The sequence below is a fragment of the Pontibacter russatus genome, from assembly GCF_009931655.1.
Lineage (GTDB): Bacteria > Bacteroidota > Bacteroidia > Cytophagales > Hymenobacteraceae > Pontibacter > Pontibacter russatus.
The window spans coordinates 2,060,872-2,080,306 of record NZ_CP047984.1 but is presented as its reverse complement, the minus strand read 5'-3'; the positions used below and the strand labels follow the sequence as shown (position 1 = coordinate 2,080,306).

At 55.8% G+C, this 19,435-nt stretch carries 16 protein-coding genes; 9 read left to right on the top strand and 7 right to left on the bottom strand.

Translation table 11 applies throughout. The annotated features are described in order from the left end of the window. Positions 1 to 85 precede the first annotated feature (85 nt). Positions 86 to 655 carry a hypothetical protein gene (locus tag GSQ62_RS08315; protein ID WP_161889077.1) on the bottom strand — a complete coding sequence of 190 codons (570 nt, stop codon included), beginning with the start codon at positions 653 to 655 and terminating at the stop codon, positions 86 to 88. Positions 656 to 902: 247 nt separating this feature from the next. Here GSQ62_RS08315 and GSQ62_RS08310 point away from each other — a divergent pair, with 247 nt between their 5' ends. Further along, entirely contained in the window at positions 903 to 2,009 is a 1,107-nt protein-coding gene (locus tag GSQ62_RS08310; protein WP_161889076.1) for a hypothetical protein, read from the top strand. Positions 2,010 to 2,098: 89 nt separating this feature from the next. Here the strand turns inward: GSQ62_RS08310 and murQ are convergent, their stop codons facing one another. The 4 genes from murQ to GSQ62_RS08290 all read right to left on the bottom strand — a co-directional run bounded on the left by murQ (position 2,099) and on the right by GSQ62_RS08290 (position 5,544). Further along, positions 2,099 to 2,911: an N-acetylmuramic acid 6-phosphate etherase gene (murQ, locus tag GSQ62_RS08305; RefSeq protein WP_202621860.1), complete on the bottom strand. Its 813-nt coding sequence runs from the start codon at positions 2,909 to 2,911 to the stop codon at positions 2,099 to 2,101. A gap of 103 nt (positions 2,912 to 3,014) precedes the next feature. After that, positions 3,015 to 3,878 carry a hypothetical protein gene (locus tag GSQ62_RS08300; RefSeq protein ID WP_161889075.1) on the bottom strand — a complete coding sequence of 288 codons (864 nt, stop codon included), beginning with the start codon at positions 3,876 to 3,878 and terminating at the stop codon, positions 3,015 to 3,017. Positions 3,879 to 3,944: 66 nt separating this feature from the next. Beyond that, positions 3,945 to 4,205 (bottom strand): cytochrome b5 domain-containing protein, encoded by a 261-nt coding sequence (locus GSQ62_RS08295; protein WP_161889074.1) that lies wholly within the window; start codon positions 4,203 to 4,205, stop codon positions 3,945 to 3,947. A gap of 178 nt (positions 4,206 to 4,383) precedes the next feature. Continuing rightward, positions 4,384 to 5,544, bottom strand: coding sequence for a formimidoylglutamase (locus tag GSQ62_RS08290; RefSeq protein ID WP_161889073.1), 1,161 nt, complete (start codon positions 5,542 to 5,544; stop codon positions 4,384 to 4,386). 244 nt (positions 5,545 to 5,788) lie between these two features. Here GSQ62_RS08290 and GSQ62_RS08285 point away from each other — a divergent pair, with 244 nt between their 5' ends. The 7 genes from GSQ62_RS08285 (at position 5,789) to GSQ62_RS08255 (ending at position 15,293) form a co-directional block, all read left to right on the top strand. Beyond that, positions 5,789 to 7,549, top strand: coding sequence for an AMP-dependent synthetase/ligase (locus GSQ62_RS08285; protein ID WP_161889072.1), 1,761 nt, complete (start codon positions 5,789 to 5,791; stop codon positions 7,547 to 7,549). Positions 7,550 to 7,824: 275 nt separating this feature from the next. After that, positions 7,825 to 8,259 (top strand): MarR family winged helix-turn-helix transcriptional regulator, encoded by a 435-nt coding sequence (locus GSQ62_RS08280; RefSeq protein ID WP_161889071.1) that lies wholly within the window; start codon positions 7,825 to 7,827, stop codon positions 8,257 to 8,259. 24 nt (positions 8,260 to 8,283) lie between these two features. Next, the gene (locus tag GSQ62_RS08275) at positions 8,284 to 10,686 is read left to right on the top strand and encodes a 3-hydroxyacyl-CoA dehydrogenase/enoyl-CoA hydratase family protein (RefSeq protein ID WP_161889070.1); all 2,403 of its coding nucleotides are present in this window, start codon (positions 8,284 to 8,286) and stop codon (positions 10,684 to 10,686) included. A 238-nt stretch (positions 10,687 to 10,924) separates the two neighbouring features. Continuing rightward, entirely contained in the window at positions 10,925 to 12,103 is a 1,179-nt protein-coding gene (locus GSQ62_RS08270; protein ID WP_161889069.1) for an acetyl-CoA C-acyltransferase, read from the top strand. Positions 12,104 to 12,147: 44 nt separating this feature from the next. Then, entirely contained in the window at positions 12,148 to 12,507 is a 360-nt protein-coding gene (locus GSQ62_RS08265) for a four helix bundle protein (RefSeq protein ID WP_161889068.1), read from the top strand. A gap of 73 nt (positions 12,508 to 12,580) precedes the next feature. Further along, on the top strand, positions 12,581 to 14,371 hold the full coding sequence (locus GSQ62_RS08260; RefSeq protein WP_161889067.1) for an acyl-CoA dehydrogenase family protein: 1,791 nt from the start codon (positions 12,581 to 12,583) through the stop codon (positions 14,369 to 14,371). 175 nt (positions 14,372 to 14,546) lie between these two features. After that, on the top strand, positions 14,547 to 15,293 hold the full coding sequence (locus GSQ62_RS08255) for a glycosyltransferase family 2 protein (RefSeq protein ID WP_161889066.1): 747 nt from the start codon (positions 14,547 to 14,549) through the stop codon (positions 15,291 to 15,293). On the opposite strand, the gene GSQ62_RS08250 is transcribed toward GSQ62_RS08255, so the two are convergent. Then, on the bottom strand, positions 15,285 to 16,748 hold the full coding sequence (locus GSQ62_RS08250; protein ID WP_161889065.1) for a hypothetical protein: 1,464 nt from the start codon (positions 16,746 to 16,748) through the stop codon (positions 15,285 to 15,287). The genes GSQ62_RS08255 and GSQ62_RS08250 overlap by 9 nt on opposite strands. Positions 16,749 to 17,018: 270 nt before the next feature. Between GSQ62_RS08250 and GSQ62_RS08245 the strand changes: the two genes are divergently transcribed. Further along, positions 17,019 to 17,210, top strand: a complete 192-nt coding sequence (locus GSQ62_RS08245) for a hypothetical protein (protein WP_161889064.1) — start codon at positions 17,019 to 17,021, stop codon at positions 17,208 to 17,210. A gap of 28 nt (positions 17,211 to 17,238) precedes the next feature. Here GSQ62_RS08245 and recG read toward each other — a convergent pair whose 3' ends face one another. After that, positions 17,239 to 19,338, bottom strand: a complete 2,100-nt coding sequence (gene recG / locus GSQ62_RS08240; RefSeq protein WP_161889063.1) for an ATP-dependent DNA helicase RecG — start codon at positions 19,336 to 19,338, stop codon at positions 17,239 to 17,241. Positions 19,339 to 19,435 lie beyond the last annotated feature (97 nt).

Sequence of the window (19,435 nt, the reverse complement as noted above, 5' to 3'; positions counted from 1 at the left end):
ATATAAAAAGGGGAGCCGTCATCCGGCTCCCCTTTTTATATACAGGCCTCTGCTTTTATATGTAAAACTCTGGCTTATATATGGCTTAGGGCCCCAGCCGCTTCTGTATCATGCCGTTCACAAGGGCAAACAGGCGCTTGGGCGTGAAGGTGCGCCACGGGATGTCGTCCAGCGGGCCGCCGTAGTTGATGTAGTAATCCAGGTTAAAGTTCTTCATCTCGCTCATCACAAAGTCCTGAAAGCCCAGGGCGGCAATCCAGCCGTCCTCTATATCCTCGAACCACTCCTCGTAATAAGCGTCGTCGGAGCCGTGGAAATTGAACACATTCTCGCCGATGATGATGAACCGGTGGATGCCCTCGTGTACCAGCGGGTCGATGATGTTGCGCTTCAGGTGCATGATGTCGTTGTGGAGCGTGTCGTTCCACTCCCCGATAAACTCGATGATGGCGAAGCTCAGGTCATAATCAGCATACAATATCTTTAGAAAGAGCGTCTCTGACTCCATGTCGTCCCACTGCGGGTGGATGTAGTACCCGTAAATGGTGTTGGTGTACTGCAGGAGGTTGTTCTCGGCGCCGTACAGCGGCGAGCGCGGGTCGTCGGCTGCAGTATACTGGTCCAGCCAGTTGTAGAACGGTTCGATGGTGTGCATAAAAATAAAAGGTAAAGCCGGTGCGCGGGTGCCCTTGCTCCATGTACTGCAAAGGCAGCCGCAAAGTTGAGCCTTTAGCGGCTCTTTTGCAGCCACCGGGCCACATTTCGTCCTTGAAACAGCAGTCGGCAGCGTCTCAAATTTACCTAAGGGGCATAGCGCCAGCCGGGGCCGGAACTGTTTTGGGCAGAGTGCTATTTAGAAAGTATAATGTTATACTTGTAGTTTCGTTACATCTTTATTTGCTATGCTTCCAAACCCAGCCAACGGCAAAATCCTTGCTACTCCCGCCTCAGCCTTCTACACCCTGCTTTACGTGTTGCTGGTCCTCGGCCTTGGTGCCTGTGCCAGCACCGATATGCCAGAATTCGAGGGCACGCCGGATTATACCGAAGTGTACCACCCCATCATCAACGTGGCGGAGCTGAACATCGTGCGCGGGGAGTACGACGAAGCGCTCACGGCCTACGAACAGGCTTTTGTCTCGGTGCCTTCCGCCTTTGCCCGCGATTACTACAACGCCGCCGTCAGCGCGGTGCAACTGCAGGACGAAGAGCAGGCCGTCGGCTACCTGGAACAACTGGTGCTGAAGGGCGTGAGCCTGGAGTATCTGGAGCGGCAGCAGGTGTTCGACTCGCTGCGCATGACCAAGGAATGGAGGAAACTGGAGCGCCGGTACCCGAAACTCCGCAGCAAGTTTGAGGAAACGCTGAACAAAGAGCTGCGCGCCGACCTCGACGAGCTATATGCCCGCGATGCCTACTTCCGGATGTCGGAAGGCGGCCTGCGCGCGCACGGCGACACCATCCGGGAAATAGAGAACGCCAATGTTGAAAACCTGCTGGCCTGGATTGAGGAGTACGGCTACCCCGGCGAGAACCTGATTGGCGTGGCCGACACCCTGGAGCAACTACCCCGCTTCAGCATCGTGATTCAGCGGCAGACCAAGGCCCGCAAGGGATATGATTTCAAAGACATCCTCACGAAAGCGGTGCAGGAAGGGCGCATGGCTCCGCAGCCTGTTGCCTACCTCCTCGACCAGCAGGCCGGTGATAACCTGTATGGCTCCAGAGCCTTTGTGACGGTAAAATGCACCAGTTGCAAAGAAGAAGACGAGAAGCCCCGGCGCTACCTGGTGAAGGAAATGAGTGAGGCCAAACAGGCAGGTATTGATAAAAGACGGACCCCGCTGGGCCTGGAACCACTGGAGGATTACAGGACGAAAGTGCTGTTCGGCCTCCGGAATCCGGCGTTCAGGCTGAACTACGACTGGTCCGTGGTCGAGTACAAGGTGCCGAGCAAGGAGGCCGCCTCGGTGCTGCTCGAGAACCTGACTGCCGCAGACCCGGAGTAAGCCGCCCTGGCTGGAGAGGGCTATATATGAGACGGGCCGCCGGGGCAATTGCCCCGGCGGCCCGTCTCATATATAGCCCTGTGTGCTGTCTATGCCTTCTTGTGTCTGAAGGCTTCCGTGGCGGCACGCACGCTGTCGAATTTTTTGAGCAGAGCGCCCGCCTCGTTGTAGGGCAGGTTGAGCTCCTCCATCACCATGCGGATGCCCCTGTCCACGAGTTTGTGGTTCGAGAGCTGCATATCCACCATCTTGTTGCCTTTCACGTGGCCAAGCCGCACCATAGTGGCCGTTGTGAGCATGTTAAGCGCCAGCTTTTGGCCCGTGCCTGCCTTCATGCGGGTGCTGCCCGTCACAAACTCCGGCCCGGTCAGCACCTCTACAGGGTAGTCGGCTTCGGCGGCCACGGCGCTTCCTGCGTTGCAAACAATGCACCCGGTGGCGATGCCGTGCCGCCGGCAGGCCTGCAGCCCCCCGATGACATAGGGCGTACGGCCCGAGGCGGCAATGCCCACCACAATGTCTTTGTCTGAGATGTTGTGCGCCTGCAGGTCCTTCCACGCTTGGTCCGGGTCGTCCTCCGCGAACTCCACGGCCTTGCGGATGGCGCCGTCGCCGCCCGCAATCAGGCCCACCACCATGCCGTGCGGCACGCCATAAGTGGGGGGGCACTCCGAGGCGTCCACCACACCCAGGCGGCCACTGGTGCCGGCGCCTATATAGAACAGCCTGCCGCCGTTCGCCAGTTTTTTCACGGTGGCTTCCACCAACGCCTCCAACTGCGGAATGGCTTTGGCCACTGCCTGCGGCACGGTCTGGTCTTCGCGGTTGATGTTCTGCAACAGCTCGCGCACACTCATCTGCTCCAGGCTGTTATAGTTCGATGCTGATTCGGTGGTAGACAAGTTGATGACGAATTAAGAATGATGAATTACGAATGGGAGGAGGGACAAAGGATACGGGAATGTATATTCGCAATCCCCTTGCCTTTTTCTCAGCCTGCCGCGCTTACTGGTTCTGGTTCTTTGCCATGAGCTCCAGGTGGTAGGCGATCAGGCCTTCGCTCGGGCTGGTGATGATGGTGCCGATATGTGCGCCGTATTTCTTGGCCACCTGGTGCAGTGTGTCGGAGAAGTGGTAAGCGATAGACCCCACAAAGTTGACGGGCACTTCGGTGTAGCCCTTGTACTTGCACACCTGGCGCTCGAAAAACTCATCGAAGTTCTGGTAGATCATGGCATGTATGACCGGATCTTTGCGCTTGTCGCTCATGAACTTGGCGAAAGTGGCCAGGTAGGTGCTCGGCATGTCGGAGTAGTACACCGCGTCCAGGATGCCGTCTTTGGTGAGGTTGTAGCGATTCTTGAGCGAGGTGGCCAACTCCTCGGGCAGCTCGCGGTACAGGTACGCCCTGATCAGCATTTTGCCCAGGTAAGCGCCGCTGCCTTCGTCTCCCATCAGGAAGCCCAGCGAGGGCACGTTATCCACAATGTTCTTGCCGTCGTAGAGGCACGAGTTGGAACCGGTCCCCAGAATGCAGGCCACTCCCGGCTTGTGGCCGCACAGCGCGCGCGCCGCCGCCAGCAGGTCGTGGTCCACGTGTACCTCGCTGTTCGGGAACGCCTTTCGCAGGGCCTGCTCCACGCGCAGGTTTCGGTCCGGGGAGCTGCAGCCGGCGCCGTAGTAATAGATTATGGTTGGGTTTTTCTCCTGCAGGTTGGGGAGCAGCTCTGCCTCAAAGATGCTGTATATCTGAACGGCGTCTATATACTGCGGGTTGATGCCTGCGGTATATACCTGTTCATGAACGCCTGAGGCGTCCATCATGCGCCAGTCAGTTTTAGTTGAGCCGCTGTCAGCTATTAATATCATACTCGTATATGGTTTATTGAATTTAATTCATCTGCCAAGATAATAATTTTTACGGAGTGGCTTTGTCTAGGGCCCCTCCATCCTGTAAACGGAATTTTTCACAATGCCGACGGCCTCAAACTTGTCGAAGACGTGATCGGTGTGCGGGGCGTCGCTTAGTTCCTCCGTCAGGTCCTGCCCGGCCCAGTGCTCGTAGTGCCTGCCGTTGCGCCACAGCCTCGACTTCCGGACGTCATATATCACGCCTTTGTATGCCACCCATATCTCGTCGCGGTCCTGCCCGTTGCGCGAAGCCAGCTGCTGTAGGGTGTACTCGGGTAAGGCCATATATAGATTTGGGAATTTGGAGGTTTGTAAATTTGAAGATGTGGAGATTGGAATATTTACTCACTTTTTAACCAAATCGACTGTTTATATATCCTTACATTTACTAATTCCCCATCTCTGAATTTCTATAATTCCACATCTCCAAATTTTCACATCTCCTCATCTCCAAGTTTCCAGATCATCCAATCCTGGCCTGCGTCATGATCCAGCGGTTGGGCACCTCGCCCTCGATGGCTTGCAGGTAGTCTTCGTAGCTGCAGGGCACGATGCGGCTGGCCTTGTCGCTGCTGAGCGGCTCTACCTCCAGCCACCACTTCTCGCCGTTCCGGCTCTTGTAAAACACCATCCGTCCGGGGTCGCTGTTAAAGGCCACGGCGTATTTGGTAAACTGTTTGCTGCTGAAGTCCCGCTCATTTTTCCGGTGGTAGAAGCCCTCCACAAAATACCAGATCATGGTGGCGACGGTCATGGCCGTGAGGTCGCGGTTGTCGAGGCTGGGGTCATACTCATATATACCCAGGGAGGTCAGGTTATCGTTGAGGCCGGCGTACCAGCAGAGCTGGCAGGCTTCCTCGCCCGTCAGCCCGAACGGGTTGGCGGGCTGGTAGCCGGGCGCGTCCTGGTGGCGGATGGCGGATATATCGAACGTGAGCAGGTCGGCGATGCGCACCACCGGCTCCATCTCCTGCACTTTCTGGTGCACCTCGCCCACGCGGTGAGCCTCGAAGTGCAGCTTCTCCAGTGTCGCCAGCACCTCCGGCTCCACCAGGTACGACTGGTAACCGATCTGCCCCAGGCTGAACAGGTAATTGGGCTCGTGCATCAGAATCCGGCGCAGCTGCTTCCTGTTCGGCATGGCCTCGGCCTCCTCCGTCATGTCCACGCTGCTGTCGATGGTCACCATGTTCACGGCGCGCTCCAGGTGCTCGTAACCCAGGTACTGGCCATACTCCAGGTCCTGCGAGCCGCCGATGATGACCGGGATGGTGTTGTGCGAGAGCAGCACCTCCACAATCTCCTTCAGGCGCAGGTACGTGTCTTCCAGCGTAATGCCGGGGCGCAGGTTGCCCAGGTCGACCAGACGGCAGCGGCCGGTTCCCTTGGTCAGGCCGTAGAGGCGCTGGCGCACGGCGCGCGCCGCCGAGGTGGCGGCACTGGGTGCGGGGGCGTCTTCCTGGCAGCCCCTGGCCTCGTCCACCCCAAGGATCGCGATATCGGCGCTGCGCCAGTCCGGGAACTTGCTCACAAAGCGGCTGGTGTAAAAGCCCAGCGTGCGCGGCTTGTTCAGGGGGGCGAAAACGTCTTCGTTCAGCGGCTCAAAAAAGATGGACAGGTTCATAGGGGTATCCGGAAAAGTCAAAAATACTTAAATTTTGGTTTTACGCAGAGCAGCGGCACCCACATCGGCAAAATAAATCATGGGCCATAACATATAAGCTGCGGTAAATATTTGTGCCGGGAAACGTGGCGGATATAGAAAAATTGGTTAAAATGCATATAGAACACGCACCAGCCTGGTGGCTCGGCTTGCAGCCCTTTACCGGCACCTGGTATATTTCAGTGATTCTCCTAAGCTCCGCGACATGAACATTAGCCGAACCTTCGATCTGCTGCCCTTCCAGCAGCAGCACTTTCCGAAACCCGACTGCCTGGCTGGTAAAATAGACGGCACCTGGCAAAAATACAGCACCCAGCAAGTGCAGGACTGTGCCAACCAGGTGAGCCTCGGCTTGTTGAAACTGGGGATAGGGAAAGGCGACAAAGTGGCCATCGTCTCCTTTAACCGCCCGGAGTGGGTGTTCGTCGACTTTGGTATACAGCAGATTGGCGCTATCAGCGTGCCGCTGTACCCTACCATCACGGAGGAGGATTACCGCTACATCCTGAACGACGCGGAGGTAAAGGTGATCTTCGTGGCGGACGCCCCGCTCTACAACAGAGTGACAGCGGCCACAATCGGAATGGCTGGCCTGCAGGATATATATACCTTTGATGAGGTGAAGGGCGCTCGCAACTGGAAAGAAGTGCTGGAACTGGGCCAGGGCGGGAATGTGCAGCAACTGGAGCCGCTGAAGGCAGCCGTGGAGCCAGAGGACGTGCTGACGATTATATATACCTCCGGCACCACCGGCCACCCCAAGGGTGTTATGCTGACGCACCACAACCTGGTGAGCAACGTGCAGGGCGTGCTGCCCATCGTGCCGGTAGACCACACGCACCGGGCGCTGAGCTTTTTGCCGCTCTGCCACGTGTTCGAGCGCATGCTGCTGTATATGTACTTCAGGATCGGCGTCTCTATTTACTATGCCGAGAGCATCGAGAAAGTGGCCGACAACCTGAAGGAGGTGCAGCCCCATATATTCACCACGGTGCCGCGCCTGCTCGAGAAGGTTTATGACAAGATTGTGGCCAAGGGCATGGAACTGACAGGCGTGAAGCGCAAGCTGTTCTTCTGGGCGCTGGAACTTGGATTGAAATACGACACGCAGAAAGACCAGGGCTGGTGGTATAACCAGCAACTGGCGCTGGCCAACAAGCTCATCTTCAGCAAGTGGCGCGAGGCGCTGGGAGGCAACATCAAAGTGATTGTCTCGGGCGGGGCCGCCCTGCAGCCGCGCCTGGCGCGGGTGTTCTGGTCTGCCAACATACGCGTGATGGAGGGCTACGGCCTGACGGAGACCTCCCCGGTGATTGCCGTGAACCGCTTTGAGCCGGAGAACAACATGATTGGAACGGTGGGCTTGCCCATCGAGGGCGTAGAGGTGAGGATAGCCGAAGAGGATAGCGAGATACTGACCCGCGGGCCGCACATCATGAAGGGCTACTACAAAAAACCGGAACTGACCGAGGAGGTGATCGACAAGGATGGCTGGTTCCACACCGGCGACATCGGGGAGATGGTGCAGGGCAGGTACCTTAAAATCACCGACCGCAAAAAGGAGATGTTCAAGACCTCGGGCGGCAAGTACGTCGCCCCGCAGCGCATCGAGAACAAGCTGAAGGAATCGGTGGTGATAGAGCAGGCCATGGTGGTGGGTTCGGGGCAGAAATACGCCGCGGCGCTCATTGTGCCAGCCTTCCTGGGCCTGCAGGACTGGTGCCAGCACAAAGGCATCCCCTATACCACCAACGAGGAAATGCTCGCCCACCCGGAAGTGCTGGACAAGTACAAGCGGGAGGTGGAGAAAACCAACGAGGGGCTGGCGCAGTACGAGAGCATCAAGAAGTTCAGGCTGGTGCCCAACATGTGGACCGTCGAAAGCGGTGAACTCACCCCAACCCTGAAGGTGAAGCGCAAGGTGATCATGGAGAACCACAGGGCGCTGATTGAAAGTATGTTCTGATATATAAACCACTGTGGCGAGGCCGCCGGGAAGACCTCGCAGCGTGAGAAGCGTTTCGAGAGCTCTTGCGGTTGTCTGCTATATAACGGCATATATGGTACGGCTTTGAAATGAGCAGGAGCAGTTTGCCTCCAGCGGCTCTCTTATATTCTTTTCCGCTATATCCTTTCCTAAAACCAACGTACAAAATTTTAAGCAGACATCTGATTTTTTCTCAGAAGTAGTATGCAAGCATAACATTATTTTGTATATTTGGTATACACCCCAGACACTACATGAAGCCGGAAGAAACAGTCGATTACAACTTTAAGGTGTGTTGGCATGCCATCTCGCGCATGTACAACACAGAGGCCGCCAAGGCCGGTATCACTACCTCCATCGGGTTCGTTTTGCTGAACATCAACCAGGAAACAGGCACCCCCGCCACCAAGATTGCGCCGCTGCTCGGCCTGGAGGCCCGCAGCCTCACCCGCATCCTCAAAAGCATGGAAGAGCAGGAGCTTATATATAAAGTGTCGGATATGAGCGACAAGCGCCTCGTGCGCATTTTCCTGACAGAGAAGGGCCTGGAGAAAAAGGAGATAGCGCGGCAAACGGTGAAACGCTTTAATTACAGGGTGCGCGATGAGATACCGCAGAAAGAGTTGGATGTGTTTTTCAGGGTGTGCGGCCGCATCATGGGCATGATTGAAAACAAGGAAATCTTTTAACCCAGTGACAACCAGAGCGAATCTATGAAAAGAATCATAAAAAAGGTAGCGGTGCTGGGCTCCGGCGTGATGGGCTCCCGGATTGCCTGCCACTTCGCCAACATCGGCGTGCAGGTGCTGCTGCTCGACATCGTGCCGAAAGAACTGACGCCCGAGGAAGAGAAAAAAGGCCTGACGCTGGAAAACAAAGCCGTGCGCAACCGCCTCGTGAACGGGCACCTGCAGGCCGCTATTGCCGCCAACCCTTCGCCGCTCTACCGCAAGTCCGACGCGCGCCTCATCCAGACGGGCAACTTCGACGATAACATGAAGGATATCGCCACCGCCGACTGGACGATAGAAGTGGTGGTGGAGAACTTGAAGATAAAGAAGCTGGTGTACGACCAGGTGGAGCAGTTCCGCAGGCCGGGCACGCTCATATCTTCCAACACCTCCGGCATCCCGATTCACCTGATGCTGGATGGCCGCTCCGACGACTTTAAAAAGCACTTCTGCGGCACGCACTTCTTCAACCCGCCGCGCTACCTGAAACTACTGGAAATTATTCCGACACCCGAAACGGACCCGGAAGTAGTGGATTTCCTGTTGCATTACGGCGATTTGTACCTGGGCAAAACCACCGTGCTGGCCAAAGACACCCCGGCTTTTATCGCCAACCGCGTGGGTATATATGGCATCATGCAGACGCTGGCCGCCATGGATAAAACCGGCCTGACGATAGATGAGGTTGACCGTATTACAGGCCCGATGGTGGGCCGCCCCAAGTCCGCCACGTTCCGCACGCTGGATGTGGTGGGGCTGGACACCACCGTGAACGTGGCCAACGGGCTGTACCAGGCAGGCGGGCAGGACGAGTCGCGGGATATGTATAAAATTCCCGGATATGTGCAGAAGATGGTGGAGAACAAGTGGCTGGGCGACAAGACCGGCCAGGGCTTCTACAAGAAAACCAAAGACGACAAAGGCAAAACCGACATCCTGACGCTCGACCTGAACACGATGCAGTACGGGCCGAAGCAGAAAGTGAAGTTCCAGAGCCTGGAAGCGCTGAAACCCATCGACGACCTGCGGAAGCGCATCAAGGCGTTCTCGCAGCAAACCGATAAAGCCGCCCAATTCTTCAATGAGACGCTGTTTGGCCTGTTCCAGTACGTGAGCAACCGCATCCCCGAAATCTCCGACGAGCTATATAGGATAGACGATGCCCTGCGCGCCGGTTTCGGCTGGGAACTGGGGCCGTTTGAATATTGGGACGCCATCGGCGCCCGCGAAGGCGTGCAGCGCATGCTGGAAAACGGGTACAAACCAGCAGCCTGGGTAGAGGAGATGCTCAACAGCGGCAAAGAGGCCTTTTATATAGTGGAGAATGGCAGCCGCCGGTATTACGACATCCAGACTAAAGAGTACAAAGCCATACCGGGTGCAGAAAACTTCATTTTACTCGATAACCTGCGCAGCAGCAAAACGGTGTGGAAAAACAGCGGCGTGAGTTTGGTTGACCTGGGCGACGGCATCCTGAACATTGAGTTTCATACCAAGATGAACACGATGGGCGGCGACGTGGCTGTTGGCCTGAACAAAGGGATTGAACTGGCAGAGAAAGATTTTAGGGGCGTGGTGATAGGCAACGATGCCGCAAACTTCTCGGCGGGGGCCAACCTGGCGCTGGTGTATATGTATGCGCTGGAGCAGGAGTATGACGAGATAAACTTCATGATTAAGCAGTTCCAGGACACAATGATGCGCATGCACTACTCCGCTATTCCGGTCGTGGGTGCGCCGCATGGCCTGGCGCTGGGTGGCGGCTGTGAAATAAACCTGCATTGCGACCATGTGCAGGCTGCGGCTGAGACCTATATGGGTTTGGTGGAGTTCGGCGTGGGCCTGATTCCGGCTGGCGGAGGCACTAAAGAGATGACGCTCCGTGCCTCCGAAAGCTACGAGGAGGGAGACATTGAGTACAACACGCTTAAAAATGTGTACCTCAACATCGGGATGGCCAAAGTGTCCACCTCGGCCAAAGAAGCACGGGACCTGGGCTACCTTCGCAAAAGCGACGGCATCACCATCAACAGCAACCGCCTGCTTGCTGATGCCAAGGCGCAGGCCATCCTGCTGGCAGAAGAAGGCTATACTAAGCCGGTGCCGAAGACCAACATCAAAGTGCAGGGAAGAGGCGCGCTGGGCATGTTCCTGACAGGCGCCAACGCCATGTACACGGGCCGCTATATATCGGAGCACGACAAAAAAATTTCGCACAAGCTGGCCTGGGTCATGTGCGGCGGTGATTTATCGTCACCTGCCGAAGTAAGCGAGCAGTATTTGCTGGACCTGGAGCGGGAAGCGTTTCTGTCGCTGACAGGCGAGCGCAAGACGCTGGAGCGCATCCAAAGCATCCTGACTACTGGCAAGCCGCTTCGGAATTAAAAGGGCTTTTGTGCGGGTGCGAGCTTGCAGATCGTACCGCACGCTCTCACGGATTTGTAATCCGAAAGTATAGTAGCCGCGGCTTTGCAATCCGCAATTGCATAGGCGCAGTAGCTATTAGCAGGCAGATTAAAAATCCGCTATTCTGTAGGTTTCGGATTGCAAATCCGGAACAGCAGGTGGAATAGAGCGATTCGCATCAACATTCAGCCATGTAACAATTTAGCAATCAAGAGATATGAACAATACATATATCGTTGCCGGATTTCGTAGCGCGGTGGGCAAGGCAGGCCGTGGCGGGTTCCGGTTTACCCGGCCGGATGACCTGGCTGCGGATGTTATCAAGCACCTGGTGGCAGCCGTGCCCGCCCTGGACCCGGAGCGCATCGACGACCTGATTGTCGGGAATGCGGTGCCTGAGGCGGAGCAGGGTCTGCAGATTGGCCGCATGATTTCCTTGCTCGCGCTGCCGATGTCGGTGAGCGGCATGACCGTGAACCGCTACTGCGGCTCCGGCCTCGAGACAATCGCCATCGCCGCCAACCGCATCTCGGCCGGTATGGCCGACTGCATCGTGGCGGGAGGCACCGAGTCGATGTCGCTGGTGCCGACGGCCGGCTGGAAAACAGTGCCAAACTATACCATCGCCAAAAACAACCCGGACTGGTACCTGAGCATGGGGCTGACGGCCGAGGCGGTGGCCGCAGATTATAATGTTTCACGTGAAGACCAGGATGCGTTTGCTTTCAACTCGCATCAAAAAGCCATCAATGCCATCCGGAACGGGTACTTCAAAGAGCAGATTGTGCCGATCACGGTGGAGGAAACCTACCTGGATGAGAACGGTAAAAGGAAAACCAGAACCTATAAAGTAGACACCGATGAAGGCCCGCGTGCCGATACGTCAATGGAGGCGCTGGCCAGGCTGAAGCCGGTTTTCGCGGCAGGCGGAACGGTCACGGCCGGCAACTCCTCCCAGACCTCAGACGGTGCCGCTTTTGTGCTGGTGATGAGTGAGCGCCTGGTAAAGGAACTGAACCTGGAGCCGATTGCGCGCCTGGTCAGCTACGGAACCGGTGGCGTGGACCCGCGCATTATGGGCATGGGGCCCATTGCCGCTGTGCCGAAAGCACTGAAGATGGCTGGCCTGACATTGAACGACATCGACCTGATTGAGATGAACGAGGCTTTTGCCGCCCAGTCCATCGCCGTGATGCGCCACCTCGATTTTGACCCGGACAAACTCAACATCAGCGGCGGGGCCATTGCGCTCGGCCATCCGCTGGGCTGCTCGGGCGCCAAGCTTAGCATCCAGCAGTTCCACGACCTGCGCCGCACCGGTGGCAGGTATGGCCTGGTAACCGCCTGCGTTGGCGGCGGGCAGGGTGTGGCAGGGGTATATGAATTGTTGAAGTGAGTTCTTGACAAAGGAAGAAGGACAAAAGACAATGGACAGAATAGATGAAGCATAATTTCAGAGAGTTGAAAGTATGGCAGGAAGCAATAGCTCTCGCTAAAGAGGTATATCTCGTTTCTGCTCATTTTCCAGTTTCTGAAAAATTTGGACTCATTTCACAAGTTAATCGCGCTGCTGTCTCTATTCCTTCTAACATAGCAGAGGGCTCTGGAAGAGGCACAAACAAAGACTTTAGTAATTTCTTGAGTATTGCTTTAGGTTCCGCTTATGAACTTGAAACCCAACTTGTTTTAGCTAAAGAATTTGGTTATATATCAGAAGCAAACCTTGGATTTTTAGTAGAGAAATTGACGAGCATAGAAAAGAAGATTAGCAACCTGCAGAATAGGCTAAGGGAATCATAACAGTGGGCAACGGATGGTACGAAGATATAGAGTCTTTTGTCCTTTGTCCTTCATCACAAAATCAAGTTTACCCATGGAAAACGCTACTAAAACAGCTGCCATCAAAGGCGGCGAGTTCCTGATAAGGGAGACCAACCCGCAGGACATATTTATACCTGCCGAATTTAACGAGGAGCAGCAGATGATGGCCCAGACCTGCCAGGCTTTTGTGCAGGACGAGGTGATGCCCCTGCTCGACCGCCTCGACAACCACGAAGAGGGCCTGATGGAAAACCTGATGAAGAAAGCGGGCGGCCTGGGCCTTTTTGCCGTGTCGATACCAGAAGAGTACGGTGGCCTGAACATGGATTTCAATACCTCCCTGTTGGTCACAGAGTCGGTGGGCGGGGGGCATTCGTTTCCGGTGGCTTTCGCGGCGCACACGGGTATCGGCATTTTGCCCATCTTATACTTCGGCAACGAGGCCCAGAAGCAGAAATACCTCCCCAACCTAGTGAGCGGCGAGTGGATTTCGTCTTACTGCCTCACCGAGCCGGGCTCCGGCTCGGATGCGCTGGCGGCGAAAACCAAGGCGGTGCTGAACGAGGCGGGAACGCATTATATCCTGAACGGCCAGAAGATGTGGATCACGAACGCAGGCTTTGCCGATGTGTTCATCGTGTTTGCACAGGTGGATGGCGACAAGTTCACAGGCTTTATCGTGGAGAAAGGCTACGCGGGCCTGAGCCTCGGCAACGAAGAGCATAAAATGGGCATCAAGGGCTCGTCTACCCGGCAGGTTTTCTTCTCCGACTGCCAGGTGCCGAAGGAAAACGTGCTGGGGGAAATCGGCAAGGGCCATTTAATCGCTTTCAACATCCTGAACATCGGGCGCATCAAACTGGGGGCCGCCACGCTGGGCGCTGCCAAGCATGTGGCCGACCTGTCAGTAAAATATGCCAATGAGCGTGTCCAGTTCAAGCTGCCCATCTCCAAGTTTGGGGCTATCCGGCACAAACTGGCCGAGCAGGCCATCCGCATTTACGGGGTTGAGTCGGCGCTGTACCGTGCCGGAATGGATATAAACCGCATGGAGAAAGCCTTGCTGGCCGCCGGTAAAGGAGAGACCGAGGCGCTGCTGGGCGCTGCCCGTGAGTTTGCCGTAGAGTGCGCCATCCTGAAAGTAGAAGGCTCTGAAGCGCTGGATTACGTGGTAGACGAAGGTGTGCAGATATATGGCGGTTACGGCTTCTCTGCCGATTACCCGATGGACCGCGCCTACCGCGACTCCCGCATCAACCGCATCTTTGAGGGCACCAACGAAATCAACCGCATGCTGATTGTGGAAATGGTGCTGAAAAAAGGCATGAGCGGTGAGTTGGAGTTGATGGGGCCGGCCCAGGCGGTGCAGCAGGAACTGATGGCGATTCCGGATTTCGGTGAGGAGGAAGAGGGGCTGTTTGCCGTAGAAAATAAAACCATCCGAAACCTGAAAAAGGCCATTCTGCTGGTAGCGGGCACGGCGGTGCAGAAATATATGAACTCACTGGCCAAAGAGCAGGAGGTTCTGATGAACATTGCCGACATGGCCATCAAAACTTACATGGCAGAATCGACGCTGCTGCGCGTGGAAAAGTTGGTAGGTATGAGGGGAGAGGAGGCCGTAGCCAACGAGATAGACATTGCACGCGTAGCGGTAAACGATGCCGTAGACACCGCTTATATATCCGGCAAAGAGGCCATTGCCTCCATGGCGGAGGGCGATGAGCAGCGCCTGCTGTTCATGGGCCTGAAACGCTTCACCAAAAAAGGTCTGTTTAATACAAAAGAAGCCCGCCGCCGCATTGCCGCCCGGCTCATAGAGGCAAACGCATACGCCTATTAATTCATAATCGCTGTGATGTTGCGAAGAGGGGCTGCTACTATCTGTAGCGGCCTTTCTTCGTCTTATATATAGATCATGAGCAGCGCATCCGGCAAATTATTTTTACCATTATTTAAGATACGCAGGTGCAGTTCTCGTAAAGGGGGGTAAGCACCCGAAGCCACTATATAAAGCTATGAATGTAACATGTTTGATTCCTTTTTACAACGAAAGGGAGCGCATTGCGCCTGTGCTGCATGTCATCACCAAAATTAAAAACATCAGGCAGGTGCTTTGCGTGGACGACGGTTCTACAGACGGCACCGCAGCCTATATAAAAAAGAACTGGCCACGGGTGCAGGTGGTGCAACTACCGTATAACCAGGGCAAGACAGCGGCGATAGCCCATGCGTTGCCATATGTAAAAAACGAGGTGATCCTGATGATGGACGCCGACCTGCAGGGACTCCGTAAAGACGAGATTGGGGCTGCCATAGAGGCCTTTGCCGCACAACCGGCAATAGACATGATCATTCTGCGGCGCATCAACTCACCCTGGTTTGTGCGCTGGTACCGCAGCGATATCCTGCTGTCCGGGGAGCGGCTTATCCGGAAATCTGACTTAGAGCAGGTGATGAAACAGCGGGTAAAGCGATACCAGTTAGAGGTGGGGATTAACCGCTATATGCTGCGCCACAAAAAGGTGGTGCGCTGGATGCCCTGGTCTGCCATGAACACCTACAAAGTGGATAAGCTGGGCGTCTTGGACGGCTCCAAAAGGGAATTCAGAATGTACGTTGAAATTGTTTCGTTTGTCGGCTTCTCCCATATGATGCTCCAACTCGCATCGTTCACCAAAAGGCTCAAGCACAAGCAGCCCAGCACCACCCCAGAGCATATGGCGTACCGCAAGGAAATGCTGGAGGATATGTCCCTACTTTAGCTGGATGTGGCTCAGCCGCAGGCTGTCAGCTTTCCGGCTGGGCCGCACCACCGCCACCAAATCCTTTTCAGAGAGCCAGGCCGTAAAGTCTTTTACATAGGCAAGGTCCTCGCCATCCGCCATTTTCAGGCGCACGGCCTTTGGGGCGGTTGCCTCCCCTGTTTTGGTGTTGATCTGGCGCAGGTACAGGTCGTGCTTCCCGTCGAGTTCTTCCAGTGTCAGCAGGTGAAGGGTGTTGCCGCTGAGGTGGGCGCTAAAGGAGATACTGGAGAATGCCTCGTTGGCGGGGGCCTGCTGGTGCTTCATCAGCACGGAGTTCCAGGCGGCGTCCATGTACTCGTCGTAGGTGAACAGGTGCAGTTCGTTCGCAAAATAGGGCGCATCCTTGCCTCCTGCGGTATACTTCTTCTCCGCTATCACCACCAGTTTCTGCTCGGGCGTCAGCACCAGATCCGTCAGGTATATATCTTCCAGCCGCGATGGTTTGCTGCCGCTGCTCCTGTCCAGGGCGTTCACTTTTGCCAGGTACTCAGGCGTGAACCCGAACTCCTCGGCAAACACCATATCCTCTGCTTCAAAGTCAAACTTCACTGCCTTCAGGCTGTAGTACTTGCCCGACGCCTCATCCGCCGTCAGCACGGCGCCGTAAAGCGTGCCATTGGGCATCAGCTCAAATTTAGAGTCGATGATATAGACCTTCTGGCCATCGAACGTGCCACCCACCAGCACCGACATCACGCTGGCTTCATTGCTGCCGGGGCCGTACTGCCGCGTGGTCAGGCGCCTCATGTTGTCTGATAGCAGGCTGATGTACTGTTTACCGTCGTTGCCCACCTGCACATCCGCCGAAAGGATGGCAGGCACATCCTGCAGGTTGTACTGTGTGTCCTGCAGTTTCCGGAGGCTGGCGTCATAGAGCGTGCCGCTGATGTCTTTGATCTGGTGGTTGGCATTGGTGTGGTAGCGGTAGGCAAGCAGCCTGCTACCGTCGGCAGAGGCGGCTACTGCCACTCTGCGGTCTTTGGCGGGTGCCTCCAGCAGCAGCGCGCCCTCTTCCTTTTTGCCGGTGTTCAGGTTGATCCGGTGGCCATACAGCTGCTGCATACCTGCACCGTTGTCGGCACGGTGCGTTACCACAACGGCCGCTTCGGGGCTGGTGAAAAAGGCCTCAACGGTTTCGGTATTGTTCAGCCTCACTTCCGCCGACCACTGTTTTTTCAGCTCTGAGTTGTGTTTCGCAACCGTGTAGGCGTCTGCCGCGCTTCGGCTCAGCAGGATGAACGCATCATTCCCCACAGGTATCGTTTTGTGGGGCACCCGCTGGGTATAGCGCTGCTTGCTCTGGTCCGGCATATAATCAAATGCGATGGACGCCTTTGTCCTGGATTGGGCAAGCACCGTGGCTGGCTGCCACAGGCACAGGAGCAAAGCCGGGAGGAGAAAAAGTCTTATCACGGGCATAAGCTGGTATTTTTGGGACTATACGATATGGGCGCTGCGACAGTAAATCATATATAGCTGTTGTTTCTTGCGGGGCTGGGCAGCGGTCTTTTGTGTATCAGCATAACAAGACCTTAAGTTACAAAGATATGTGGAACGGGTAAGTTCGTTGGCGGAGAAATTTCATGGAAACAAAAGCTTATTCTGCTTATTCGCTCAAATATGGAGAAGCGTCGTAACTTGTTTATTATTAGGCAGGTATAGTTTGTTATACGCCCCCGCATTATGAAGTTTTATCTCAAGATAACGGCTTTCCTGGCACTGATCCTCATCAGCAAGCTCACCAGGGAAACCGAAGATGTGGCTTCCGCAACTGATGAAAGAAAACTTGATTCTACTACATTGACAAACTATAACCAGCAGGGTAATTTGCTGGAGAAGGCTGAGCACCAGCAATTGCAGGCCGTATATAAATGAAATAGCGCACGGTGCAGTTGAGGCAGCTTCAGCTGATGCGGCTCCAGTTGACCGTATTAGCGCTCAGCGACTGGATATGTCGCCGGATGGCCTGGTTCCGGGCTTGGTCCAGCACCGGGTCTGCCTCCAGCACGCGCTGCGCCGCCGCCCGCGCTTCCTGCAGAATGGGGGCATCCTTGGCTAAATCAGAAATCAGCAGGTCCAGCACGCCGCTTTGCTGCGTGCCCATCAGGTCGCCGGGGCCGCGCAGCTTCAGGTCGATGTCGGCAATCTCGAAGCCGTTGTTGGTGCGTACCATTGTCTCCAGCCGGGTTTTGCTGTCTTTGCTCAGTTTATATCCCGTCATCAGGATACAGTAGCTCTGCTCTGCTCCACGGCCCACGCGGCCGCGCAGCTGGTGCAACTGCGACAGCCCGAAGCGCTCGGCGCTCTCAATCACCATCACCGAGGCGTTCGGCACATTCACGCCCACTTCGATCACGGTGGTCGCCACCATGATATGAGTCTCGTGCTTCACGAAGCGCTGCATCTCGTAGTCCTTGTCCTGCGACTTCATTTTGCCGTGTACCATGCTCACCTTAAACTCCGGGAACGCCCGCTTCACGCTCTCATAGCCGTCCATCAGGTCCTTGTAATTCTCCATCTGCTCCGACTCCTCGATGAGCGGATAGACTATATATACCTGCCTGCCAAGCTTAATCTGGTCGCGGATGAACTGGAACACGCGCAGCCGGTGCGAATCGAAGCGGTGTACGGTGATGATGTCTTTTCTGCCGGCGGGCATCTCGTCAATCACCGACACGTCCAGGTCGCCATATAGCGTCATAGCCAGGGTGCGGGGGATAGGCGTTGCCGTCATCACGAGCACGTGCGGGATGATGCGCGGGTTCTTGCGCCACAGCTTCGACCGCTGCTCCACACCGAAGCGGTGCTGCTCATCCACGATGCACAGGCCCAGGTTGTGGAACTGCACCACGTCCTCCAGCAGCGCGTGTGTGCCTACAATCATTTTCATGTCCCCGGAGCGGAGCTGCTCGTGCAATACTTTGCGCTCGCTGGCTTTGGAAGAGCCCGTGAGTTTGCCCAGGTTCATCCCCAGGCTGTCGGCGAATTTCTTCAGGCCTATATAGTGCTGGTCAGCCAGAATCTCGGTAGGCGCCATCAGCACCGACTGCGCGCCGTTGTCGGCCGCAATCAGCATGGTGATGAAGGCCACGATGGTTTTGCCGGAGCCCACATCGCCCTGTAGCAGGCGGTTCATTTGTTTGCCAGCAGTCAGGTCCTTGTATATCTCTTTCACCACCCGTTTCTGGGCATTGGTGAGGTCAAAGGTGAGGTGATTTTTGTAGAACTCGTTGAGCGTGGGCACCTGGCTGAACACCTGGCCCTGCAGGTCGGCTTTGCGCACGAGCTTCTGCCGGAACAGGCGCAGCTGTATATAAAACAGCTCCTCAAACTTGAGCCGGAAAGTAGCCGCCTTGTATTTCTCCGCCGACTCCGGGAAGTGGATGTTGAGCAGCGCGCTTCGCTTGTCCATCAACCGGTAATGGTCAATCAGCTCCTCCGACAGCGTTTCCTGTATATTGGGCGCAGCCAGCTTCAGCAGGTGCTCCATCATCTTGCTGATGACTTTGCTGTCGATGCGGTGGGCTTTCAGCTTTTCGGTGGAGTGGTAAACGGGTTGCAGAAAAGAGGTTGTCTGCTTTTCCTCGGCCAGTTCCTCCAGCTCCGGGTGCGCCATGCTGAACCTGCCATTGAATTCGGTTGGCTTCCCAAACACAATATAGTCGGTGTGGTTTTTCAGCGTTTTCTCCATCCACTTCACCCCCTTAAACCACACCAGTTCCATCTGGTCATTATTCTCGTCCACCAGTGTGGCCGCCAGGCGCTGCTTCCGCCCTTCGCCTAAAACCTCCTTGCCCCGGATGCGCCCGCGCACCTGCACGTAGGGCATGCTCTCGTCCAGCTCCGCGATTTTGTAGAACTGCGTGCGGTCGAGGTAGCGGAAGGGGTAGTGCTGGATGAGGTCGCCGTAGGTGAAAATCTGCAGCTCTTTCTGCAGCAGCTCCGCCCGCATCGGCCCCACGCCCTTCAGGAACTCTATCTTGGTATGGAAGAAGTTGTTCAATGCCTTTGGCTTGCTTTCAGTGTTGGGTATGGCAAGATCAGATTACAAAAATAAGCAAAAGCCCCGACAGGTGTAAGGCTGCCGGGGCTTTATGCTT